The sequence below is a fragment of the Planctopirus sp. SH287 genome (assembly GCF_056500625.1).
The window spans coordinates 4,550,896-4,574,595 of sequence record NZ_CM151403.1 but is presented as its reverse complement, the minus strand read 5'-3'; the positions used below and the strand labels follow the sequence as shown (position 1 = coordinate 4,574,595).

At 54.5% G+C, this 23,700-nt stretch carries 16 protein-coding genes; 6 read left to right on the top strand and 10 right to left on the bottom strand.

From position 1 onward, the window contains the following. From SH287x_RS16925 to SH287x_RS16915, 3 genes are all read right to left on the bottom strand, one after another. The gene (locus SH287x_RS16925) at positions 1-4,722 is read right to left on the bottom strand and encodes a PQQ-binding-like beta-propeller repeat protein (protein ID WP_479515563.1); all 4,722 of its coding nucleotides are present in this window, start codon (positions 4,720-4,722) and stop codon (positions 1-3) included. A gap of 143 nt (positions 4,723-4,865) precedes the next feature. Beyond that, positions 4,866-6,320, bottom strand: a complete 1,455-nt coding sequence (locus tag SH287x_RS16920) for a hypothetical protein (protein ID WP_479515562.1) — start codon at positions 6,318-6,320, stop codon at positions 4,866-4,868. An 85-nt stretch (positions 6,321-6,405) separates the two neighbouring features. Next, positions 6,406-6,618 carry a hypothetical protein gene (locus SH287x_RS16915; RefSeq protein ID WP_479515561.1) on the bottom strand — a complete coding sequence of 71 codons (213 nt, stop codon included), beginning with the start codon at positions 6,616-6,618 and terminating at the stop codon, positions 6,406-6,408. On the opposite strand from SH287x_RS16915, the gene SH287x_RS16910 reads away from it, so the two are divergent. Continuing rightward, on the top strand, positions 6,617-7,672 hold the full coding sequence (locus tag SH287x_RS16910; protein ID WP_479515560.1) for a PfkB family carbohydrate kinase: 1,056 nt from the start codon (positions 6,617-6,619) through the stop codon (positions 7,670-7,672). The genes SH287x_RS16915 and SH287x_RS16910 overlap by 2 nt on opposite strands. Positions 7,673-7,690: 18 nt before the next feature. Here the strand turns inward: SH287x_RS16910 and ispG are convergent, their stop codons facing one another. Next, positions 7,691-8,836, bottom strand: a complete 1,146-nt coding sequence (gene ispG, locus SH287x_RS16905; RefSeq protein WP_479515559.1) for a (E)-4-hydroxy-3-methylbut-2-enyl-diphosphate synthase — start codon at positions 8,834-8,836, stop codon at positions 7,691-7,693. A gap of 229 nt (positions 8,837-9,065) precedes the next feature. Further along, positions 9,066-10,211, bottom strand: coding sequence for a trans-sulfuration enzyme family protein (locus SH287x_RS16900; RefSeq protein ID WP_479515558.1), 1,146 nt, complete (start codon positions 10,209-10,211; stop codon positions 9,066-9,068). A 626-nt stretch (positions 10,212-10,837) separates the two neighbouring features. Here SH287x_RS16900 and SH287x_RS16895 point away from each other — a divergent pair. From SH287x_RS16895 to SH287x_RS16885, 3 genes are all read left to right on the top strand, one after another. Next, positions 10,838-11,140 (top strand): hypothetical protein, encoded by a 303-nt coding sequence (locus tag SH287x_RS16895; protein ID WP_479515557.1) that lies wholly within the window; start codon positions 10,838-10,840, stop codon positions 11,138-11,140. A 138-nt stretch (positions 11,141-11,278) separates the two neighbouring features. Continuing rightward, a complete protein-coding gene (locus tag SH287x_RS16890; RefSeq protein ID WP_479515556.1) occupies positions 11,279-12,130 on the top strand; it encodes an SPFH domain-containing protein in 852 nt (283 codons plus the stop codon). A 167-nt stretch (positions 12,131-12,297) separates the two neighbouring features. Beyond that, positions 12,298-13,794: a DUF1501 domain-containing protein gene (locus tag SH287x_RS16885; protein ID WP_479518721.1), complete on the top strand. Its 1,497-nt coding sequence runs from the start codon at positions 12,298-12,300 to the stop codon at positions 13,792-13,794. Between the two features lie 223 nt (positions 13,795-14,017). Here the strand turns inward: SH287x_RS16885 and SH287x_RS16880 are convergent, their stop codons facing one another. Together SH287x_RS16880 and SH287x_RS16875 are read right to left on the bottom strand one after the other, a co-directional pair. Next, positions 14,018-14,791: an RluA family pseudouridine synthase gene (locus tag SH287x_RS16880; RefSeq protein WP_479515555.1), complete on the bottom strand. Its 774-nt coding sequence runs from the start codon at positions 14,789-14,791 to the stop codon at positions 14,018-14,020. Then, entirely contained in the window at positions 14,791-17,013 is a 2,223-nt protein-coding gene (locus SH287x_RS16875; protein ID WP_479515554.1) for a prenyltransferase/squalene oxidase repeat-containing protein, read from the bottom strand. Before SH287x_RS16875 ends, SH287x_RS16880 begins: the two co-directional genes overlap by 1 nt. An 865-nt stretch (positions 17,014-17,878) precedes the next feature. Here SH287x_RS16875 and frr point away from each other — a divergent pair. Continuing rightward, positions 17,879-18,439 (top strand): ribosome recycling factor, encoded by a 561-nt coding sequence (gene frr, locus SH287x_RS16870; RefSeq protein WP_479515553.1) that lies wholly within the window; start codon positions 17,879-17,881, stop codon positions 18,437-18,439. Between the two features lie 132 nt (positions 18,440-18,571). Here the strand turns inward: frr and SH287x_RS16865 are convergent, their stop codons facing one another. From SH287x_RS16865 to SH287x_RS16855, 3 genes are all read right to left on the bottom strand, one after another. Continuing rightward, positions 18,572-19,507, bottom strand: a complete 936-nt coding sequence (locus tag SH287x_RS16865; RefSeq protein ID WP_479515552.1) for a class I SAM-dependent methyltransferase — start codon at positions 19,505-19,507, stop codon at positions 18,572-18,574. 213 nt (positions 19,508-19,720) lie between these two features. After that, positions 19,721-20,794, bottom strand: a complete 1,074-nt coding sequence (gene hemC / locus SH287x_RS16860; RefSeq protein WP_479515551.1) for a hydroxymethylbilane synthase — start codon at positions 20,792-20,794, stop codon at positions 19,721-19,723. A 286-nt stretch (positions 20,795-21,080) separates the two neighbouring features. Beyond that, positions 21,081-21,848 (bottom strand): ComF family protein, encoded by a 768-nt coding sequence (locus SH287x_RS16855; protein WP_479515550.1) that lies wholly within the window; start codon positions 21,846-21,848, stop codon positions 21,081-21,083. Between the two features lie 256 nt (positions 21,849-22,104). Between SH287x_RS16855 and hpnE the strand changes: the two genes are divergently transcribed. After that, a complete protein-coding gene (gene hpnE, locus SH287x_RS16850; protein ID WP_479515549.1) occupies positions 22,105-23,532 on the top strand; it encodes a hydroxysqualene dehydroxylase HpnE in 1,428 nt (475 codons plus the stop codon). Positions 23,533-23,700: the final 168 nt, after the last annotated feature.

The following is a 23,700-nucleotide window of genomic DNA, read 5'->3' as shown; positions in this document are numbered from 1 at the left end:
TTATTTCCCGGGAAGGAAGACGCGGGTGGTGCTGAACTCACGACGCAGCAGCAGTTCCCGCCCTTCGCCGGGTTCAATCGTGAGATATCCATTCAAAAACAACGCATCAGCCACGTCGGCGATTTCCCCGTTTTTTGACCAGTGAATTCGTTGATGCCCAACTGCACCCCGGCTGCCCGGAGATTCTGGCGTTGTCCAGCAGCGGACAATCAAGGGATAAGCTCTTGAGACATCCAAAGGCCAGGGTTCCTGTTCAATCGTCTGTCGCCAGGCAACGTCCAGAGACTGCCGATTGATTGCGACCACTTCTCCACTCAAATGCGGCTGACGGTAGCCGTGACGCAATTGAAAAATCGTGCTTTCCCGATGACTGAATTCCCCATTGGAGACCGCCACATAAAATCGTTCCTGATCGTATGTGGCAATTATTCTGCTGACCCGTTCCGGGAACTGCACCGGTATTGGTGAACCACGAACGGTTCCCGTCAGTGCATCGAGAATGAAAGCCTCACCTTGTCCAGACGTTTCGCTTCTCTGCACGACGCCGATTGTCCATAAGTCGAGCGGGAACGCAAAGGCCTGAGTGGATGATGTCCATGACCACGACTCCTGGCCGGTCACCAGATCATGGCAAATGAGTTGATACCGAACACCCGTGTCTGCTTGTGCTTCAGAAGCTGACACGGGTGATTTTGAAGCCGATGAATCGGGGTTGGAGGAACCGTGAATTTCCCGCCAGAGAGAGCGACCTTCGACCCACCACCCGCGTGGGGTCTCGCCAACGATTGTGGGGACGAGATGTTTCTTTTGATCATCTGGTGCATGTGATGGAAAATGGCCTTTCATCGATCGCGTTTCAAGGTGTTCTCCGTCAAGAGCATCGAATAATTGAATCTGCTCCTGATGGGGATCAATCACGATGACGGTATCGACATCGCCCGCGAGTAAGGCGCCGCGAGGGAAACCTCGGCGTGCCCAACGGGGAGTTCCCGAAGCGGTTTCTACCACTTCCAACAGGTTCCCGCTCATCCAGGCCGTCAGTTCGGGAGTGACCAGAGTGGCCTCTCCGATCTTGTTTCCATAAATATCGGTGACGTTATGACCCGACATATCAGCCAGATGTTTTCTCACCGATTGAGAGGGAAGCAGAGGCTCACCGACGTTCATTCGCGAACCAGCCATTTCCATCGACCACAACAAACGTGGCTGAGGTTCACCGTCCCGATTCAATGGTTCGATCGCAAAAAGTTCAGTACCAATCTGGATAACGAGAAGACGCCCCAGACCATGAGCCGCATAAAGTTGCCACAAGTGACGAAAAGGGGAGACTTCCTCGGATTTCTGCGATCCAAGACCAAAACTCCACGGGGATTCGATCCCTTCTCCCATAAAGCGCAAGGCGTTCCCGGAACGGGAAATTGACACATCCAGGCGATCGCCCAACAGGCCGGGCCATGTCTGCATGGGGACGGGAATTTGATAGACTTCGTCGTTGCGCTCTCTTGTGGACGTCAGAACCACTCCGGCACTTTCCGATTCCAAATCCGGGACAAGTTCACTTCCACTGGCAACATTGAGGGAAGAGTCCTTGCCAGCTTTGCTGCTGATGGTGCTCATCATCTGCTGCAGATTTTGTGCGCTCCGGACGTCTTGCAGAAGCCCGCGCCGCTTCCAGCCCTGTATCAATAATTGCCATGGCTTTTCCGAATCATCCCGCGAAAGATCCCTGGCATAGCGGCTGCGCTCAATCATGGCCAGGCAGGCCAGTTCTTCAGATGTGGAAGCCACACCTTTGGTTTTGACAGAAGGTTGTGCCAGCAGGAACCCGCTTCCCAGTTGCGTGCCGCTCCAGAATTCAATGGCCTCATCGACAGGGGAAGAGAACCATTGGGGGAAATCTCGAATGATCGTTCGTGAGACATTCGCCAATGATTTCGCGTGAGGACTTGATTTGATGAGTCGACGGGCCAATGCCAGTGCACGGCGCGAAGGACGAACCCGGTGTCGGCCCAGACCAGTCATGTGGCTTTCCCGGGTTTCAACAGACAATCCTTGTGAAGAGAGCATGGGCAGGTTCAACTGGATTGTCGGTTGATCGGCCTCCTTCAGATCTTGCCGTGACAACGACGCCAGCAATGACCTCGCTTGATCGTGATGAGCTTCATTTAACCAGAATTCCACCAATTCCAGTGTGATGTCGACGCGAGACTCTGGGACAATTTGACGAAGTGCTTCCAGTTCAACTGCGGCGACGTGACGACGTTCCTGTTCTTTGACCGGATGGCACCATGTGAGATGTTGCCGCCAGACCAGCACCTGTTGCTCGGGTGGCACCAGTTCATCGCGTCCCTTGAATTTTTGCTTTCTGGTATCGATCAGCCACTTCCCGGCCGCACGAAAATCTCCCTGTTCGCTGGCCGCTATCCAGTCATTTTGCCAATCAGGCTTCGCAGTATCCCCTGAAAGTTCTGATCTCCCCGACGAGTTAAGACGAGAGACTGGTCGGATTTTCCGGGTCAATTGCTGAGAGCTGAGTACCCATTCTTCGTCACCAGAAACCAATGTATTGATAACGACCGTGCTGGCCGATGTTTCGCCCACCGAGTTTTCACTGGCCGACATTTCGCTGGCAGAAATTTTACTGGCCGGTAGTTTGCTGGCCGGCAATTCATGGGAAGAGGATGGAAGCGACATTGTCAGGATGTCGCCTTGATCGACAGAAAGTTGAACTCTCTCACCTGTCCGCAATCGCCCGACAATCCGGGGAACCTGGCCTGCGGGTCGGGAGATCCCTGGCAATCCGGCCAGAGGAAGCCCGCTTCGTTCCCATTGAATCTGGCCATCGACAACCCGCCATGCCTGAAGTCCCGTCTCGGTTGCCGTTAGCAATGGTTCGTTTTCATGGAGTTGATCGCTCACAAGCGTGAGTCCCCCGGGGATATCGACCGTCCAGATCCCTTCCCCCGTTGTGGCCCAGCAAGAGAGTGTGCGGGTTTCCGGCGAAATCCCCACAACACGCCGACCATCCGTCAACAGTCGGGCTTCACGCCATCCAAACCACCAGTCATTGGGCTGATACCCCGCCGGCAAGTCGATGCGTTGGAGAGACGTTGTTATTGGTGTGGGCTGAAGTGTCGCTGTCCACTCGATGGAACGTGAGGCCAGATGAACCGCCAGCACTTCGCCCAAGCCTGTGGTGACCAGACAACGGGAACCATCCCAGCAAATCGCGGCTGCGGTTCGATGGAGAATGGGATTCGCCGCTGAGGGCTGCGTGAGTTGTCCCAGCGCCAATGACCATTCAATGGCACCGTGCTGACGATTGATCAGATGCAACCAGAGGTTCTGATCCTTTTCGGAAAGTGTCACCAGTTTCCGGTCAATCACCAGCGGCGGGCACAGAAACAGGCTGCCTCCCAACTCGTGAGTAGGGCCTAAGGGACGGCCTCCCACACGCCACACCACACGCCCCGTTTTGATGTTGGCAGCGCACAATAAACGGTAAGGCGGCCGACCGTCGGTTCGTGCCGCACCACGATCGATAAAATAAAACTGATCATCATCACACGTGAGACGGGTATGAAGAGTGTGTGTCTGCTCGACAGAAAATAATGTGTTCCATTCGCTGGCGGTCAGGTTAATCCCCCCAAAGATATCCGGGCGAAGAAGGGGCGATGAAAGATGCCAGCGGGCCTCGCCAGTTTGGCGGTCATGGCCACTGAATTTCAGGGGACCCCGGATGATCACGACATCGGAGGTCAATTCTGGTCGTTGAATCGACATCATCGGGATACCACGGCTGATCAGTCTCGGCCGCCAGGGAGCCACCATTTGTTCCCACGCAGGATTCAGGGTGGCCAGCCAGTCGGAACCTGGTGCAAGCTTCAAGGCATGACCTGATGCGACCGTTCTATCGGAAGACGCTTTCGCTGTTTCAAATCGGTTATTCAACATGACAAGATCATGAGAAAATCTGCGACGACTGAACGGTGCCCTGGTCAACGTCAGGGCTTCTTCAAGGATGCGAGTGGCGAGATTCTGCTGTTGCTTCTGTTCGGTGGCTGAGACAAGGGGATGGCTGGCGAGGTCGGCATGGATCGCGCTGGCCTGTTCGGCATTTCCTGTATCACGGGCAATGGCTGCCAGTTCTTTCCAGGCAAGAACTCCTGCGGGAGTCAAATCGTGGCAACGGACAAAGTGAACCAGCTTGTCACTTCGGGTTTCATCGAAAGGCATGGTGGCCAAGACCTGCTCAGCCGCAGGTTGCATGACCTTCAATAAGCTGGCCTGTTGACGGGGGTTGAGTTGGCGATACCAGGATCTGCGTATGCGCCAGAGCGAGCGAGTTGAAGACGCTTCGAGTTGTTGGGCCAACTCATGAGCACTGGAAGGTTTCACACTCTGCAATGTCGCGGGAGATGTTTTGAATCGGGGAAGACCGGCGGCAGGGATGGTTACTGACGAGTCCTGTTGCAGGACTTGATCTGCCAGAATCACCGCGCGTTCCACTTGTCCCGAATTGAGAGCATCGAGAATCTCGCGAAAAGAGCGTGATATCGCTGCCGGGGCAGGAAATCGGAGTTGTCGGGAAATGGTTTTCTCGTCGGTGTCGCTGGCCATTTCCGAAGCCACCGCTGGCATCGGACTTGTGGTGCATAATCCCATGACAAAAATGGCCAGCACGACCAGTCTGAATAATCTCCTGACAGTTTGATCAAGCATGGGAGATCTCAATGTCTGGGCCTGACCATTACCATTAGTTCCGACTGCCGCCAATAAATTTGTTACGAGTTTAATCGACCCGGCAACAAACTGCGAAGAAAATTACGAACCATCTCAACCGCTGCACCAGCCGCTTTGGCAACTCAAGAATCGCGGAGAGTTCCTGCTTTCATCAGGCGGGCGATGTGAACAGAGCAGGCTTCGTCGGATCGGCTCAACGATCTTAACAACGTGCCGAACACACGCATCGAATCACACAGGATTGACGCCTCTTCCCTCAGCCACCATCTTGGCCAGTTTCCCGCAGCAATCAAGCCACCGCTTTCCACCAGATGACGTCCCAGTTGAGCCGGTGTCTGGCCACCCGCCACACACCGGCAGCCTAACGCGGTGAATACTGGCTGCCATTCGTCGAAAATCTGGCTGGCCAGGCAGATCACGGGCAAGGCATCAGTTGCCCCAGGTCCTGACTGAGTCTCTATGATTTGCGTTGTGGCCAGCTCACTCATGAGAAGCACAGTGATTTGCTGATGACTGAGCCACTCGCCCCGCTCATCAATCGCAGCAAATGTCTCTCCATCAGCCGCAAAATAGCAACCCAGATGAGCCTGATGGGTTTTCACCGCATCCTGAAGTGCGGCAAGAGACGCGGTGGCTTGACTGGAAAGATCACGATGAGCACTGGGGAGCATCTGATGAATTAACCGGCAGGGTCGATGCTCTAATAGTCGCGAAAGCCGGTTGACGAGCAGATCATTTTCACTGGAGCAGACAATAGTCAGCGGACGTAAGGCATGAAATTCCTGCTGTAAAGAAAGATCCTGCTCCACGATACGTATCGGAAAATAGGAACCCAGCTCAGACGCATGCGAAAAATCATTGGTAGCGAAATAACGACTCACCGTTGCCAGTTGTCCCTCAGTTTCCCAGGCAAGCCCATCCTTTCTCAGAAGATCAAACCCTGTCCAGGCTGGCCCATATCCTGAACCGGTGACAAAAAGTGCTGACAAGGCATCATGAGTCGACATGGCACTGATCAGGTCAGGTTTACGGCAAAAACCAAGGTCGGAGACGGTGATTCCCTGTTGACGCAATCCTTTGACCAGACCAGCAGCAATTTCCGGGGAACTGACCCGCTCATCATGCCCGATTACAATGTGTGCGGTTGGCAGGGTGCGCGGCACTGAAGAAGTTTCACTTCGATGGCTTTGGTCGACGACAACTTCGTTCTTTGCCATTTCCCATAGCGTTTTGCCAATCGCCCTTCCCCACTGCATGGCGCGGGCACGATGCAGCACGTTGAGATAGACGGCACGAATCCCGGTCTCGGTCACAAGTTCGGTTTCACGGTTTTCCAGCTGTAATGAAACAGGAAACGATACGGGCAATGCTCCCTGATCGTTCCGGGAGGGACAATGGCGACAGACCGGATAATGCGTGGCGAGCCGAGCCAGATGAACCGAACGGCTGATGGAATAGGCTTCTCCAGGACAACGATAGCTCAGCGGCAGATCGCTTGTGGTTGTAATGTCATGTCCTGCCACCTGGGGAGGAGTTTCTCCCACAGGGATATTTTCCGCAGGATCACTCTCCGGCATTATGGCAATCCGCTGACAGGGTTTGAGTCATGGCTCGAAAAGAGACGGCAATCTCGTGGACGACATCAGTTTCTGACATGTTTCCTCATTGTCTTGAGGGATTCATCATTTTGACAATGGCAGCGACAAATTTTGGCGGGAAAATGGCGAGGATGATGTGACTGATTGGCCACATTCTTTTTGATTCATCATCCCGAAATTGAAGAGACGGCGTCACACAAGAGGCCAGCCAGACAGCAGCAGAGATTCGAGGCTTTTCATAAGCTTCCCTCCTATTTTTATCAGGTAATTGCATCATGAGCCACGAGGATCTGTCTATGAAAACGGGGCCGATTGTCTGTTTCGGCGAGGCCTTGATGCGTCTTGATCCTCCGGGCAGTGAACGTTTTCTGCAGGCCAATCACCTGAAGATGAGCTTTGCTGGCGGTGAGGCCAACGTGGCCGTGGCGCTGGCCCATTGGGGGATGAACTCACGGTATGTCAGCAAGGTGCCGGCACATGACATTGGCACAGCCTGCCTTCAAGCCTACCGCAAGCATGGCGTTGATACGTCACACGTCGCACGCGGTGGAAATCGTCTGGGGATTTTCTTCGTAGAGAACGGCACCACGCAGCGCGGCCCACAAGTGATCTATGATCGTCAGGGGAGTGCCTTCAGTCAGTCTGTCCCTGCGGATTTTGACTGGCCGGTCATTCTCAGCGGAGCCAGTTGGTTTCACTTCACAGGAACGGCACCGGCGCTGGGGGTTCCTGTGACCGAATCGCTCCTTGCGGCTCTGGAACATTGCCGCTCTCATCGGATCACCGTCAGCTTTGATGTCAGTTATCGCAGCGCGCTCTGGTCAATCGATGCGGCCAGACCAGTGTTTCAGAGTTTGCTTCCTTATGTCGATGTGCTGATCGGTAGCGAACAGGATGCTGAGCAATTCTTTGACGTGCCTTCGATCAATGCCTCACCCCCGACGAGAGAAAGTCGCGAAGCCAGCCTGCGGGCACTTCAAAAGAAACTCACGATTCCAGTCATTCTTTACTCGGATCGAGTCGTTAACGAACTTGGACATCACTTCTATGTTGCGTCGCTTTTAGTGAATGATGCCAAGAAGGGGGCGGTGACGGTGGTTCATACATCAGTGGCTGAGATCATGCCTGTGGATCGGATTGGAACAGGCGATGCGCTGGCTGCCGGGTTGATTCGTGGCCATTTACTGGGCCAGTCACCACAGGAGGCGCTGAACTTTGCGTTTGCTGCGGCCCTGCTGAAGCACACAATCCCCGGTGATTTCACGCTGGCCAGTGTCGACGAAATCGAGCGACTGGCAAGCGGTCAATCGCTCAGCCGCATTCGGCGATGAGACGCAAGCAGCTTCATTTTAAGACGCAACGCTTTTCTGAGCGATGATCTGGTCGAGTTCGGCCTTCAAGCGAGGGAGAATTTCGTCGTATTTGAAATGCCCCAGTTCCACAGGGCCTTTCTTGAGATTCACATGGTTGGGGCCGCACCAAAGCCCCAGATCCGCATCGTCCGTTTCACCCGGCCCGTTCACCCGGCAGCCCATCACAGCGATCGTGATTTTGTGATCCTGCGCGTAGGTCGTCATCTCTTTCACCTGCTGCGCGAGATCAATAAACGCTTCGTTTTCGACACGTGAACAGCTGGGACAACTGATAATGTTCATCGTCTTCAGGCCGAAGTCGACGAACGAACGGACGCGGCCCGCAGCGATATCGGCGATGATCTTGCGGCCCGCTTCAATCTCTTCGTGCTTGCGGTTGTTGGGAACCGTCAGCGAAACGCGGATGGTATCGCCGATCCCTTGACTGATGAGCTGTTCAAACGCAATCCGGGTCTTAATCACACCATCCGGTGGCAGACCGGCTTCTGTCACGCCCAGATGCAAGGGGATATCCGGACGCTTCAGGGCGAATTCTTTATTGACCAGAATCACGTTCTGGGGATCGGAGTCTTTGAGTGACACGACATAGCGTGTGAAACCGATCGAATCGAGGTAATCACAATGCTCCAGTGCGCTGGCCAGCATGGGGCCGTTTTCATCACCGCCGTAATCTTCGGCTTTCTTGGCAGGGTCGACCGAGCCGCAATTCACCCCGACACGCAAGGCACAGTCGTTATCGGCAGCGACCTTTGCAATGTAAGCGACCTTCTCCTGCCACGGCTTCGATCGCTCGTGGTGATAGAGGTGCCCCGGGTTGTAGCGAATTTTGTCGACATAAGGAGCGACTAACTCGGCCAGCCGATAGTTCTCCTGAAGATCGACCGACAGATTGGCCGTCACCTGCGAGCGGATTTCTTTAAGTGCCGCGGCATCTTTGGGGCTGTCGACGGCAATGCGGATCACATCCGCGCCAGCCTTCTGGAGATCCAGCACCTGCCCCACAGTGGCGTCGATATTTTGCGTGTGAGTCGCTGTCATGCTCTGCACAGCGATCGGCTCACCGCCACCGATGGTGCAATTTCCAACTCGGACGGCTCGCGTGGGGTTTCGTCGCAGTTCCATCGGGCGATTCCTGTGAAAAGCAGCGCTAAGCATCCTGCAATACGGGGGAGATTATCCCCATAACCGAGCTTCAGCGGCAGGATTAACCTACCGCTTGAGCTTCAGTATGACCAGATTTCCCGTCCAAGTGGACTGTCTTATCGAGAAAGCGGGGTGGAACGAGCCGTCAAGTCCGACAACGGAGGACGTTGCTGCGCATCCCACTCCAGGACAAAGCCGTGGTACGGCATTAACCAACGGCTGCCAAGCCAGCGGCGAGATCGGCGACCAGATCATCCGGATGCTCGATACCCACCGAGAGTCGCAGTGTGTTGGCCGTGATGCCCGCTGTCCGGCGGTCAGCTTCTGACATCGAAGAGTGCGTCATGGTGTCGGGATAGTCGACCAGCGATTCCACCCCACCCAGCGATTCGGCCAGTTGGAACAGTTTGAGCTGAGCCAGGAACTTCTCCACAGCAGGGCGTCCGCCGTTCAATTCAAAGCTGACCATGGCTCCAAAACCGAACTGCTGCTTTTTGGCAAGTTCGTGGCCGGGATGTGTGGGCAAGCCGGGGTAGTAAACCTTTTGAACATTGGGGTGTTCGTTGAGGAACTGAGCCACAGCCGAAGCGCCTCGCTGATGAGCTTCCATGCGTGGGCCGAGAGTCTTAACCCCACGCAGGACGAGCCAGGCATCGAATGGCGAGCAACCCAGCCCCATGGCGTTGACGACATAGCTGATGCGTTCGGCGTGCTCTTTTGATTTGCAGATCACCGCTCCGCCCACCACGTCGCTATGGCCGTTAAGGTACTTGGTGGTTGAGTGCATGACGACATCGACACCATGATCCAGTGGCCGCTGGAAATAAGGCGAGAGGAACGTGTTGTCGGCGATGGAGATGGCCCCGTGAGCCTTGGCGATTTTGGTGATCGCATTGAGGTCGACAATGTTCAACAACGGATTGGAGGGTGTTTCCAGCCAGACACATTTGGTGTTGGGTTTGAAGGCGGCTTCAACATTGGCAGGGTTCGACATATCGACGAAGGTGAAGTCGATTCCCTGTTCTCTCAGAACTTTATCGAAGAGGCGATAGGTTCCACCGTAAATATCGTGGCCGGCAATGACATGCTCGCCGGGAGAGACAAGTTGCATGGCCGCGACGATGGCTGACATTCCGGTGCAGGTGGCCCGGCAATCAATCCCTCCTTCGAGGGCTGCCAGATTTTCTTCCAGGGCTTTCCGAGTGGGGTTGCCACTGCGGGTGTAATCAAACCCGCGGTGAGTATCGAGATTCTCCCAACGGAAAGTCGAGGTGGGGTAAATCGGTGTGGTGGCGCTCAGGTAAGTCGAGTCTTTATCAACACCAGTATGGACACAGCGGGTTTCAAACTTCACGTTCAGGGATTCCTTGGCCAGGCTAAGCTGGTGGCTGAAAAAGGGATATGGTCTGGTGCCGTGTGTCGGCTTTATTTTGGTTTTGGAGTTTGCCAGTCATGCAGCAGGCTCAACCGCCGGTGGTGTTTACCGGGAAGGCCAGAGAGAAGGCGAGTGCTCCCTGGGTCTTTTGCGACATTGATTCTTGCGTCATCGATTCTACCGAACGGTGTGCTGTTTGGCAGCTAACCGCCGTGAGAGACAAGTTCGGCAGAAGAATCTCTTCTGGACAACGCCGGCCCGTACAGGTTCATGTGGGAGCTTGAGAACGGTTGCCTCTCTCTGAATCCTCACCCAAAAAAACGTCTGTCACGGTAACGCTAAGTTGTTACTGATGTTGATGTTAATTCATTTTCATTCATTCGGGGAAGATGTTTCAACGAGACGTTATCAGGCTGTGGCAATGATGGGGGCAGAGCAAATCAGGATCCGTTTTTTAATCTCGACAATCCAGCCTGAGGCCCAAACCTGGTTGCTGATGGGCACTGCATGAAGGCGAGATGAAAAGGGAAGAAATTCAGACCGGCATCTTTGATCCGACGGGAGAGACTTCACGTTCTACGAGCTAGATAAGAGGAGCGGGAGCGATGAAAACGCCAGAGACCAGTCGGGCAGCGGTCGAAGCCAGAGCGGCTGAAGCACTTAACGAAAAAGAAGAAATTCGGGAGCGATTGGCACGCACGCAAAGAGCTTCGGCAGAAATGACATTTTCGGGGTTTCTTCGTCGGGAAATCCAGTCTCAACGGGTGGTCTCGATTGTGACTCTTCTCGCGAAGACAGGCCTCTCCCGGGAACAGCTCTTTGGTTTTTTGCAGGGTGGTGAACTCAACACGACCCAAGTTGACCACATCGTCCAATGCCTGAACCTGACCATGTCCCGAGCGGAATAATTTGAAGTTGTGCCGACGTGATCAGTAGTGGTGGTGTGAAAAAAACTTTTTGACCCACTAATGCCGACCTGATCCATGGTCTTATCGAAGGCCAGATTGGAAGATGTTCCAGAACCCTCAGGCAGTGTAAGGAAGGCGATGTCCGTGGCGAATTCTCCGCACAATTTCACCGAACCCTCGAATGAAACCGCAGGCATGATGGAGTTGGGGCTGATCGTTGCGGTTTCTGTGCTCTTTCCACCGATCCTGTTATTTGGGTTTATTGTGGTGAACCCACGGGAAGAACTCGTGGTGTTGAGATTCGGGAAATATCTCACCACGTTAAAAACCGAAGGGATCCGCTGGATTCACCCCGTGGGACGATCCATTCAACGGATTTCAACCCGCGACACGACTCATAATCTCGCCACAGAAACCGTGGTGGAAAAGAATGGGAATCCGGTGCTGATCAGTGCCGTGGTGGTGTATCGCGTCGAAGACACCATCAAAGCTGCTTTGCATGTGACCAACTATCACCAGTTTCTCAGCGATCAGGCCGGTGCGGTGGTGAAGCGTGTCAGTTCGCTCTTTCCTTATGAGTCGGCTGATCCCACGATTGCCTGCCTGAAGAAAGAAAGCGAGACCGTCACAACGGCCTATGTGAGAGAACTTCAGGAAGCCGTGAACCCCGCCGGAATCCGCGTGCTGATTGTCCGGTTGAATGACCTGACCTATGCCCCAGAAATTGCGCAGGCCATGCTGATGCGGCAGCAAGCCATGGCTTTGATCGACGCCCGTAAAACGATTGTCGAAGGAGCCGTCGAGATTGTGAAAGACGCTGTTGGCCAGCTTCAGGCCTGTGGCTTTGATCTGGATGCCGGAGATCGGGATCAGTTGATTTCCAACCTGCTGGTGGTGCTTTGCAGTGGTGAACGTCCTCAACCGGTGTTGGCCGTACAGGCGGGCGGTAAGAAAAATCCATCATCACATGAGCCGGCTACAAAGACTTAATGGAAGGTCAAACCGAGACGTTGAGCCAGATTGACAGCAGCCTTCCTCCCTGCAAGGTCTTGCGAATGGCGAAGGCTGCATGGTTCAATGAATGATCTGTCCCCGAATGAGATCATACTGATGGGATGATCCAAAGAATCGGGGAGATGCCAGCAGTGAGCAGCATGATGACCAATGACTCCCGTAGCAGCTTTTTTGCAGTCGATCACTCGCGTGAGTCGCGGCGTGACTGGCTGATGAAAGCTGGCAACGGCTTTGGTGGCCTGGCGCTGGGGCAACTCCTGCTGGCCGGAAGCCGAAAGGCTCAGGGAAAGGCATTCGGTGAGCAGGCGGCACCGGCATCAGAAGGAGCACGCCCGTTTCTCACGGCTCCTCATCTCGTGCCTCGAGCGAAACGGATTATCTATCTGTTCCAAAGTGGTGGCCCATCGCAGATTGAGACCTTCGATTATAAGCCGCTCCTTTCCGAACGATTTGGTGAACCACTTCCCGATTCCGTGAGGCAAGGCCAGCGACTGACGGGAATGTCGGCCAATCAATCGACACTGGCCATGGTCGGATCAAAATTTGGCTTTGAGCAATATGGCCAGGCCGGTGCCTGGGTCAGCCATCTTCTCCCTCATACCGCCAAAATCGTCGATGACCTTTGCATCGTGAAATCGATGTATACCGAAGCGATCAATCATGACCCGGCTATCACATTTCTTCAGACGGGTTCACAGATCTCCGGTCGGCCATGTATCGGTTCCTGGTTGAATTATGGCCTGGGGAGTGATAACGAAAATCTGCCGGCCTTCGTCGTGCTGATCACTCGCGGCAAAACCGATCAACCTCTTTATTCCCGCTTATGGGGGGCCGGGTTCCTTCCCTCGCGGCACCAGGGAGTGCAGTTTCGAGCCGGGAGTGATGCGGTTCTCTACCTCAATAATCCGGCAGGAATCAGTCGGGAGCATCGACAGGCCGCCTTGCAGACCTTGGCCCAATTACAAATGGAGCGGCAACAGGAAACCCATGACCCCGAGATTTCTCAGCGAATTGCGCAGTATGAAATGGCATTTCGGATGCAGGCCAGTGTGCCGGAAGCCACCGATCTCTCGGGTGAGCCTGAGCATATTTACAAGATGTATGGCCCGGACAGTCAGAAGCCCGGCACGTTTGCTGCAAATTGTCTTTTGGCACGCCGGTTAGCCGAACGCGGGGTGAAGTTCATTCAGCTATATCATCAGGGCTGGGATCAGCATGGTGGCTTGCCGGGCGGGATCAGTAAGCAATGCCTGGAGACCGATCAGGCATCGGCAGCTCTGGTTCAAGATTTGAAGCAGCGTGGCTTGCTGGAAGACACACTGGTGGTCTGGGGTGGTGAGTTTGGCCGCACGAGTTATTCCCAAGGCCGACCATCGCCACAAAATTATGGGCGTGATCATCATCCGCGATGTTTCTCGATGTGGTTCGCCGGAGGCGGGATCAAGCCAGCCACCGTGGTGGGGCGGACTTGCGAATTTGGCTATAACATCGAAGAACGGCCGGTGCATGTCCACGACTTGCATGCCACGATGTTGCATCTGCTGGGGATCGACCACGAGCGACTCACCTATCGCTTTCAGGGACGCGACTTCCGTTTAACGGATGTGCATGGTCATGTCGTGAACGAGATGCTGGCCTGAGTGCCGTGTCACGGCTTTATCTTCGGGTTGTTGTCGCCACAAAGTCCTCCGTTGTCGGACTTAACAACAGAAGCGATCCGAATTTTGTACTTTGACAATGCACTGAGTCCGTTGGCTTCCCGATTCCTCTGATGTTCTGGCGACATTCTCGCAGCAGAAAGAGCAAAGATTCAACGCACCTTTTTCTGTTTCGTCGGGAAGGTGTCAGGCCAGGTCACTTCCCTCACCCTGCTGGCCAATAGCTGGCCCACTCTGGTGGAAAGGGAGCCGTGATTGTGACCTGATCAAAGCGGATGGGATGGGGGATTTCCAACTGCCGGGCATGCAACGCCATTCGTTGTGGAGTTGCTCTCTGAAATGGAGTGGGCATGTCAGTCGAAACTTCCGAAGGCAATTCAAGGCGGGCCTTGCCGTAGTCTTCGTCTCCCACAACCGGGCAGCCCAGGGCCGCCATCTGGACTCGAATCTGATGCATTCGTCCCGTGTGGAGATCAATTTCTACGAGAGACCGGTCAGCCCGTGATTCCAGGATCCGGTACTCCAGCGTCGCGATTTTTGCTCCGGCAGTTCCCTCGGGAACGACATGGCTTCGGGCGGAACTTTCCTCTTTGAGAAGCCAGTGGGAGAGTGTTCCACTGGGTTGAGGAGGCTGGCCCTCGACAACAGCGACATAAGTCTTGCGAACACGCCGTTCCCGAAAGACCTCGGCCAGTCTTGCGGCGGCTTTGGAATTCCGACCAAAGACAATCACGCCCGAAACCGGTCGATCGAGTCGATGAGGAATACCAAGATAGATATTCCCCGACTTCTGGTAGCGCTGCCTGATCCAGTCGCGCACCCAGGACTCCAATGTTGGTAGTCCTTCGGGCACGCCCTGAGTCAATAATCCCGCAGGTTTCCACACACCCAAAAGCGGGCCGTCTTCGAGCAGGATCAGCGGTGTTAAGCTGCCAGAAGACTCAAGATCTTCTCCCCTCGCAGTGTCAACTTCGTTCATCAGTTCTTCGCCAACGGTTCCGGTTCAGCTACCGAGAGAGGAGTTTCTCCCTTGACCCATTGGTTGTAACTGATTTCCTCACGGAAGCGACTGAATCCTCCGCCCGGCCCGGCGATTGCGGTCAGAATTCCATATTTTTTCGCTGAAAACGCCAACTCGCTCTTTTCCGAAAGATCCCATTCCTGTGCATTCAGGCCATGTGATGATGTCCCCGCTTTTCGTGACGTCACAAAGGAAATCAGCAGCTTCGAGGGATCAGATTCTGTTCCTCCGAAAAACTTGCTGAAGCTGGCCGGGTCTTTGACCTGGGCGACCAACTTTCCATTGGCTCCCACCCAGCGGGAAACATTATAGACGTTATCCCGGCCTTCCCAGGCACGCCCTTTTGTCGATCCCTCCGCAGCGAGAAGCGATGCACCCAATGAGTCACATTTCAAGGCGCAATGTAAGGCTCTGATCGTCAGACTCCCTTGAAACCGGTCGGTGGCAAACCCCTCCAGAGCATGAACCACGCTGGCAGAAAGGTTGATTGAAAGGTTCCCTGTTCCGGAAATCTGAACCCCTTTTCCCGAGAAAATGACCGAGTTATCAATGGTCACTGACTGATCATTTTGAACATCCAACTGCAAGGCCGTATTGCTGGTTGCCACCAGCGAGTTCTTGATGACCAGCGGGGCAGAACCTGTTGATCGAACCGCGACGACCCCTCGTTTGGAGCCTTCAGAAAGTGCGCAGTTGAGCAATCGCAGCTTGCCGCTGTTGACCTGAAGAATCTTCCAGGGAATCGCCGTCGTTCCTGAAGGAGGATCCATTTGCAGACGCAACCCTTCGAGCGTCAGCGTTCCCCCGTCAACCGTCAAGAGTGCCTGGGCCACTTGATCTTTCTCAGGGCGGTATCGCAAGCCATCGGCGTTATATCCCACGCCATATTCCAGAATGGGTGTGTAGCCAAACCCTGCCGAGATGGTCAGATCCTGTTTGAAAACGTCGTTCTGACAGCGATAAGGCCCGCTCCCATCAATCCGAAGTGTCTCGCCCGGCTTGGTGGCTGCAATGGCTTCCTGAAGTGTGGCAAACCGTGGGTTTCCTTCTCGTGAAGGAATACAGAACGCCATTTCAGGTTCACCATTCAGCAGGCGAGAGATATCGCTTCCCAGGTTTGCCTTACGTAAAAACAAAATGGCAAAGGCTGTATCTGCCGGGCTTTCCTTGGAATCTGGCCATGAACCGTCGGGCTTTTGAGTTTTGATAAGGGCCGTTGCCCCCTGATCAAACCAGTTGGCTTCGCCCAGTTTTTCCAGTCCCAGCAGCACGCCCAATCGCTCCACCGACCACATGAAATAGCGGGCAGACGAAGGCCCGATCCCCTTGGCGTAGTAGGCCACTTGCGTGTAGCCCTTGGAATAGATCGGGTCACCCAGCAAAGTGGCCTTCTCTCCACCCCCCGCTGTTCCCGAAGACCGTATCGTGCCTGGTTTCTGCAATTCCTGCCTGATCCGGGTGGCCCGGGCCACAGTCAGGCAAAAGAGACCCGCTGATGTCATGGACGCAGTGCTGCTGATTTTTTCTGACTTGGGGGCATAGGGCCAACCGCCATCTTCATTCTGAGTATCGACAAAGCGCGTCGCGACCAGTTGCATTGCGTCATCAATGGGAACGCCGTATCGGGAACACACCCAAAGCCCCAGCACGCCGAACTGAGTGCAACTATTGTCTCCTTCGCCAGCTTTTTTCTTGGTGGCCTTTGACACAGTCGAAAGTGTCGATCCATCAACGACAGGACAGGAATATGTCCATCCCCCACTTTCCAATTGCCCCGCAAGCAATCGGGTTCCAATCGTTCTGATCAGCTGACGATCCGACCGATCCCCGACCCGAGCCAGAAGTAATGCCGCCAGAGTCAGGTCGTAAGTCTGCTTCAAGTCTCCGTCAACACCCTTACGAACGCGCTTGTATCCCTTGTCAACCACCGGGTCATAGAGAGGGACGCCGTTCTCGATAAGGGCCAGTGTGCAGAGTGCTGTGATTCCGACCTGGTGTCCTTCATAGATCCAGCTTCCATCAGCTTCCTGCTTCGACTTCAGAAACTCCATCCCCTTGAGTCGACTGGCTTCAACCAGCGCCTCATCAATGGCCAGCGCCTCAACGCCTCCCCATCCCAGATGCAGGAAGAATGCGACCAGCCAGAAGGCCAGAAATCGGGTGGACTGCATGATTTTCATAAAAGCGCTCCACAAGGCCAAGAAAATATCAACAAATGCTTATTCATGGCGCCAGTGTACACCAATCTGCACATCATTCAACGGAGTTTGTCCCCTTTCGGGGCTTGGGCCTATCGGCCGGGTTATGGGCTAAAGATCCGCGGCCCCGTTGTGGCCGCTCCCTTATTGCCCCTTGCAGGGTTCGTGGCATCCCCTATCGGGGTTTGGGGCGGCGTATGGGGGTCGGTTGTTTGTTGACGAATGGGTCTTACGCCGCCAGAAAGACGATTGATGTTCAACACAACCGCCCTCCCACCATGACACGAAACAAGGTCTTTGCTCCCTCGCCCATTCCGATGGGAGAGGGCCGGGGTGAGGACTTTTTCTAGTAGATATTCACTACATAAAAAACGCCTGCTATCGCCAAGCATTTACTACGTAGGGTGCATGAAGCACAGCGCAATGCACCAACTCCGAACGACTCGTTACAAGTAGATATAAACTGTTATTAAACGGTAGGGTGGGTTAAGGCTTTGCGCAACCCACCATCTCTACTAAAACACCTACCAACCACGAACCGCCCCCGCAAAAAATACCACTACTCTGGCGGCGTAAGACCCATTCGCGGATGAACAACTGACCTCATACGCCGCCCCAAACCCCGATAGGGGGCGTAAGCCCCAAGCGTGGATCAACGACCGACCAGCAGGCCAACGAGCCTGCGGGCCTTCGCCCACGTCCCGGCCGATAGGCCCAAACCCCGCAAGGGGGGGGATCTTTTGGGGAGGAATGGTCTGGCGACTTCCGGGAGGTCGCCGGAATGATTATTCTCTTATGAATCAGGTACCGACCTATTTTTGATGCCCACGCTGTGGAGAAACCTCTGATGGATCCCGATGAAATTCTGCTCGACACCGAGGAACGCATGGAGAAAGCCGCCCAGGTTCTCCAGGATCAGTTGGTCGGTTTACGAACCGGGCGGGCTAACGCCAGTCTGGTTGATTCTATTCGTGTTGAGTATTACGGCTCACCTACACCCATCAAGCAGTTGGCCACGGTCAGCGTGCCTGAGCCTCAGCAGATCATGATCAAGCCGTTTGATCAGACGATTCTCAGCGAAATCGGCAAAGCGATTCAGGCCAGTGATGTGGGCTTGGCTCCGAATAACGATGGCCGCGTCATTCGTCTGAATGTCCCGCCACTATCGACGGAACGCCGCAAGCAGATTGTGGCCCGCGTGAAGGAAATGGCGGAAGACGCCCGTGTGGCGATTCGCAACATTCGCCGCGATGGCAACAAGCATCTCGATACCGCTCTGAAAGACAAACTGTTGAGCGAAGACATCCATGAGTCAACGAAAGAGGATGTTCAGGAACTGACCAAGAAGTACGAAGGACGCGTCAATTCTGTGGCAGAAGCCAAGGAAAAAGAAGTGATGGAACAATAATCAGAGTGCGGCCAGCACCTGGTGATGATTCCCTGAATAGACAAAGACTCAGCCCCTCGTCAAGGAGCTGAGTCTTTATCATTTGGGAAATCAATCCTGGAAGGCAATTCATCCGGCGACAGAACAAACGATTCAAGCGGCTTTGCTCTTGTGGTTTAGCTGATTCAAAATCGCCTGACCGGTCATGTGTTTGACTTTTTCTTCAGTGAAGATCTGCACCGATTTTTCCAGCGGCTTAAACAGGCCTCCTCCGGATGTCAGATATTCCAGCCAGCCTTTTTGCTGCAAGCGGCTACGAATCTGCTGCACTTTTTCAGAGCCGGGAAGCTGCAACGAAGTTGGCGCGGGCCTGGGTCGGAACAACATCCGCAGGTTGCTATCAAACGTTTCAACCATTTCTGGTTCAAAGAACTCACTACCGCAGGCTGATAATGTTTCAGCGGTAAAGTACAACGTGTGAGCTTTGAAATAAATATTGCTGGGGGATTGTGCCGCTGTGTCGTGCCAGGGGACTTCGATCAACAGCCAGCCGCCGGGACGAACTAACTGATAAAGTTTTTGAAACACCTCGCGAGGCGATTGCAGATGCTCAAAGACATGAAACATCGTGATAATGTCATAGACCTGATCGAGATCTTGCCAGCGCTGCTGCTCGATGGAAACGCCTAGCTCCTGGCGGGCATGTTCACAGTATCCCTGATTCGGTTCGATCCCTCGAACATCGGGGATGCCTCTCTGAGTACAGAGGTACAAAAACTCCCCTCCACCGGCCCCGATATCAAGGAGTGACCCCTGAGGGTGGCTGGGCGCATTTTGTAAGAAGTCAATGCGACCTAACGCCTTTTTCCCGGCTCGCAGAATGTGCTTGGGCTTGGGCGAATATGTCTTTTTGTAATCGAGCCGGTATTCCGTCTCGTAATAAACTCGCAGTTCTTCCAGCGTGGGCATGGGGGTCTGCTGAATCAGCCCACAGTCCAGGCAAAGAGAGACCGGAAGGGGCTTGCCAGACTTGGCATCCCGTTCTGACACAAGTTCAAAGCGATCACTTTGACACAAAGTACATGCCATTGGATTCGCTCCACTCCATTGGGTATCTTTTGTATAGATGGCTTCTTGCCAATACCGGTTTGTATCAAAGCGGTCTTCGTATCACAAGATCATGATTTTGTGACTGTTACGGGGAGCTGCCCTGCCCCACGAAAGCCGTTTTCTCTTGGTGCCACGCCCGACAAGCCTGATCTCTGCTGACGTTCCCGTCGCAGCCATTGAAAAACAAAGGCCCTACGTGTCAGCCAGATATCGCTGTGCCCCCTGAGCCAACAGCAGTTCAGCCACTCGAGTGCCCAGTTTGACGGCTACTGTCTGTGACTTGTCGATATGGAAACCCGTGGAGTCTGGCAACGACATGGCTTGCGAACTGGCAGCCGCCAACGTCTCACTTCCATCCGGAGCAATCAGAATGGCCTCCAGATGAAGTGTGCCACCTTGTGCCCCTGAATTGATCGCGCCGGCATTGATATCGACAGCCGAAGCCGCGTTGGCAGAAATGTCTTTGACCAACGATGACGGCTTCTTCCAGTAAGCCCATGTTCCCACAGGAGCGTGGCAACCCGCTTCTAAAGCTCGCAACACGGCCCGTTCGGCATCAACGGCCAAGCGCGTCTGGCGGTCTTCTAATCGGCTGACCCATGAGAACGTCAGTTCGTCATCAGCCCGGCATTCCAGCCCCAAGGCCCCCTGCCCCGCAGCAGGAAACATGAATGGAGGTTCCAGCACCAGGGAAATGCGGTCGTTCCATCCCAGACGAGAAAGCCCGGCGACTGCTAAAACCAAAGCGTCATAGTCCCCCGCATCCAGTTTTTTGATGCGAGTGTCCAGATTCCCCCGCACTTCAGAACATTCCAGATCCGGCCGGATGCGAAGAAGTTGGGCTTGCCGTCGGGGACTGCCTGTTCCCACGCGAGCACCACGGGGAAGTGTCATGAGCGAAGCCGGGCCAGCATGACTCGCCAGACTGGTGTTCCCTCTGGGAAGCAGCAATGCATCAGCGATTGGCGCGCGAGGAGGAACCGCAGCCAGGGTCAACCCTTCCGTGAGCACCGTGGGAAGATCTTTGAGACTATGGACAGCGATATCCGCCTGGCCATTGAGCAGCAGAGCCTGGACTTCCCGGGTAAAGACCCCCTGCCCGCCAAACTGCCGCAATGGTTCATTCTGCACACGGTCGCCCGTGGTGGTCACATGCACCAGTTCGACCGTCACCGACGGATCAAGAGCACGCAGGCTGCTGGCAACATGATTGGCCTGCCATAATGCCAATTGACTGGCTCGTGTGGCGATTCTCAAGAGAGGCATGATGGACGTCAATGTTTGAGGAAAGAACTCAGGAAAGAACGAAGTGCCCATAATCAATGAAACATCAGTGTAATCGGCAACGGGCCTTCATGCGCCATGAATGGCCGATTTGTTCCAGATCGCTGTTGTTCAAGCTCGCTGTTGGCAACCACGGACTCGTCAATTGCTACGCGATGAACTTGTCCCCTCTGACGAATATCGACAGCAATTGTGAGCCATGTCCGGAGTCAGATCAAATCCTGTTGCAACTCAAATCCTGTAGCACCTGAGGTTTGAACAGAGCGTTTCAAATCGTGCGGCCCCAGACAGCCATGGAAACGGCATCGGCTCCCGCCGCTTTCAATGTGCGAATACATTCGTTGGCTGTGCTCCCTGTGGTGAGAACATCATCAACGAGGAGGATGCGTCGCCCTGCGATTTTTTGGGGGAAATGGGAGCAAAAAGCATTGCGAAGGTTCTTCACCCGCTCTTTTCTGGATAATCCATGCTGAGGTGATGTGTATCGCTGTTTGCGCAGAGCACCCAGCGCGAGCGGAACATCCAGCCGCAGGCTGATCGCCAGAGCCAATTCATCCGTCGTCACACGCAGACGCAGCATGCGATGATAAAAATGCACGGGAACGGGAACAATCAGTTCAGGCTTCCAGGCAGAGATCGCTTCTCCATGAATGGTGCAGAGAAGTTGCGTCAACCCGGAAATCAGGGGCAAGCCACCCGACTTGGCCATCACAATGGCCTGGGCCAGTAGCTCATCGTAATGACCAATCGCCCATGTCCGCTCCATCTCAAGCTGGTGGCCGCGACAATGGATGCAACCCGATTCCTGAGTGGCGTATGGCCCAATCACGGCTCCGCATCGCAGACAATGGTCATCGTTCTGGCCCATCAACTGGCTTTGGCATGTTTCACAAAACGTTTGCTGCTTCCCTGACGATTGCTCAAACAGCGAAACATGACAGAGCACGCAGGCTGGCGGAAAACACCAGTCACCAACGGCAGAAATCAGCCTGCGTTCCCCCAGAGTCGACACGATCCGCTGCACGATATTGGTCATGAATACCCGATTAGTCATGAATACACTGAGAACTCGCGAGAAGATCAATCAATGATGAAGGAGATCGTATCATTTTATTCGGAAAACGGAGGCACTATCGAGAAAACAATAGCCGTTGAGAACCTGCCAGTGAGAAAGAATTCGTTAGAATCCATCACGATCATCAATGGCGACCGCGTCAATCAGGCGGGGCCACGCTCACCCTCGACATAACACCTCATCTGTAGACCCGACGAGCGAATAGAAAGCGGATATTGTGGAACGTGTGACCATCGTCGGCGGCGGCTTGGCAGGACTGGCGGCAGCAGTGGCTTTGGTTCATCACGGCGTCCCTGTGCGGGTTCTCGAATCCCGTCCGCGACTGGGCGGAAGAGCCAGTTCCTTTCGAGACCAGACCACGGGCGAATCGATCGATAATTGCCAGCATGTGGCCATGGGGTGCTGCACCAATTTTTTTCGCTTCTGTGAACTCGCCGGAATTCGGGATCAATTTGTGCCCGCCCCCGTCCTCCATTTCTTTGGGCCGGACGGAAAAATGGATCGCTTTGCAGCCAACTCGTGGCCTGCACCGCTTCATCTGGCTTCTGCCTTCTGGAAGCTTCGCTATCTGAATCTGACAGAAAAGCTGGCCATTGCCCGCGCACTCTCCCGATTGGCAATCGCAACTCAAACCGGCGTCCCTTTTTCGGCTTGGCTGCACGATCAAAAACAACCGCCGAGAACCATCGACCGCTTCTGGAATGTGGTGCTGGTCAGCGCCTTGTCAGAGTCGCTGGATCGCATCGATTTGCAGCAAGCCCGTAAGGTTTTTGTAGATGGCTTTTTGAGAAGCCGACAGGGATGGATGGTCGAGATTCCGCAGCAACCTCTGGACGATCTCTGGGCTGGCCCGGTACGTCACATGCTGGAATCATCCAGTGGGCTGGTGGAACTCGGACAAGGTGTTTCCCAAGTCGAAATGAACGAAGGACGTGTCACCGGATTGACGCTGCGGGATGCCCGCATGATACCCACCAGCGAAGTCATTGTGACTGTTCCCTGGCATCGACTCGAAGCATTGTTCCCGCCAGGATCGGCTCTGCGACCGATCATTGACCAGGCAACCCGGCTGGAAGCGGCTCCCATTTCCAGCGTTCACCTCTGGTATGACCGCCCCTTCACGTCGTTGCCTCACGCCACATTTGTTTCAGGTCTGTGCCAATGGCTATTCACCAAGTCAACAGCGACTCAGTTCCTCGATGCCGGCGTGGCATCCCCCGTGCAAACCTTTGGTTATCAAGTCGTGATCAGCGCCAGTCGCCTTCTGGCGGGACAGTCGCAGGATGAGATTATTCAGCAGGTGGAAACGGAGCTGATGACCTACTTTCCCGCGTTGAAAGAGGCCCAGCGAAAACATGCCCGCGTGGTGACCGAGCATAAGGCCGTCTTTTCTCCTCTGGTGGGCAGCGAAAAGCTCAGACCCAGACAGCAATCCCCGATTTTTAATTTGCAACTGGCCGGCGATTGGACTGAAACCGGTTGGCCCGCCACGATGGAAGGAGCTGTTCGCAGCGGCTTTCTGGCTGCCGAAAATGTTTTAGCCCGGCTGGAAAAACCCGTAAGAGTGCTGGCCGACGATCTGCCGACCAGCAAGCTTTCCCGATTGATCTGGGGACGATCTCTGTCATCCAGTAGCTTCCCATGACATTCAGTGGGCTTGATCACAGACACACTGATGCCCTGTGTGTTTGACATAATGACATCATCTGTCAATGCTGCGAAGATCTTTCTGGTGTTTCGCATGAATGAAGTGCAAATAGCGCCTCTCGCTGTTGCCAAACCTTCATCATCATGACGCAAATAGCAGGGAAGA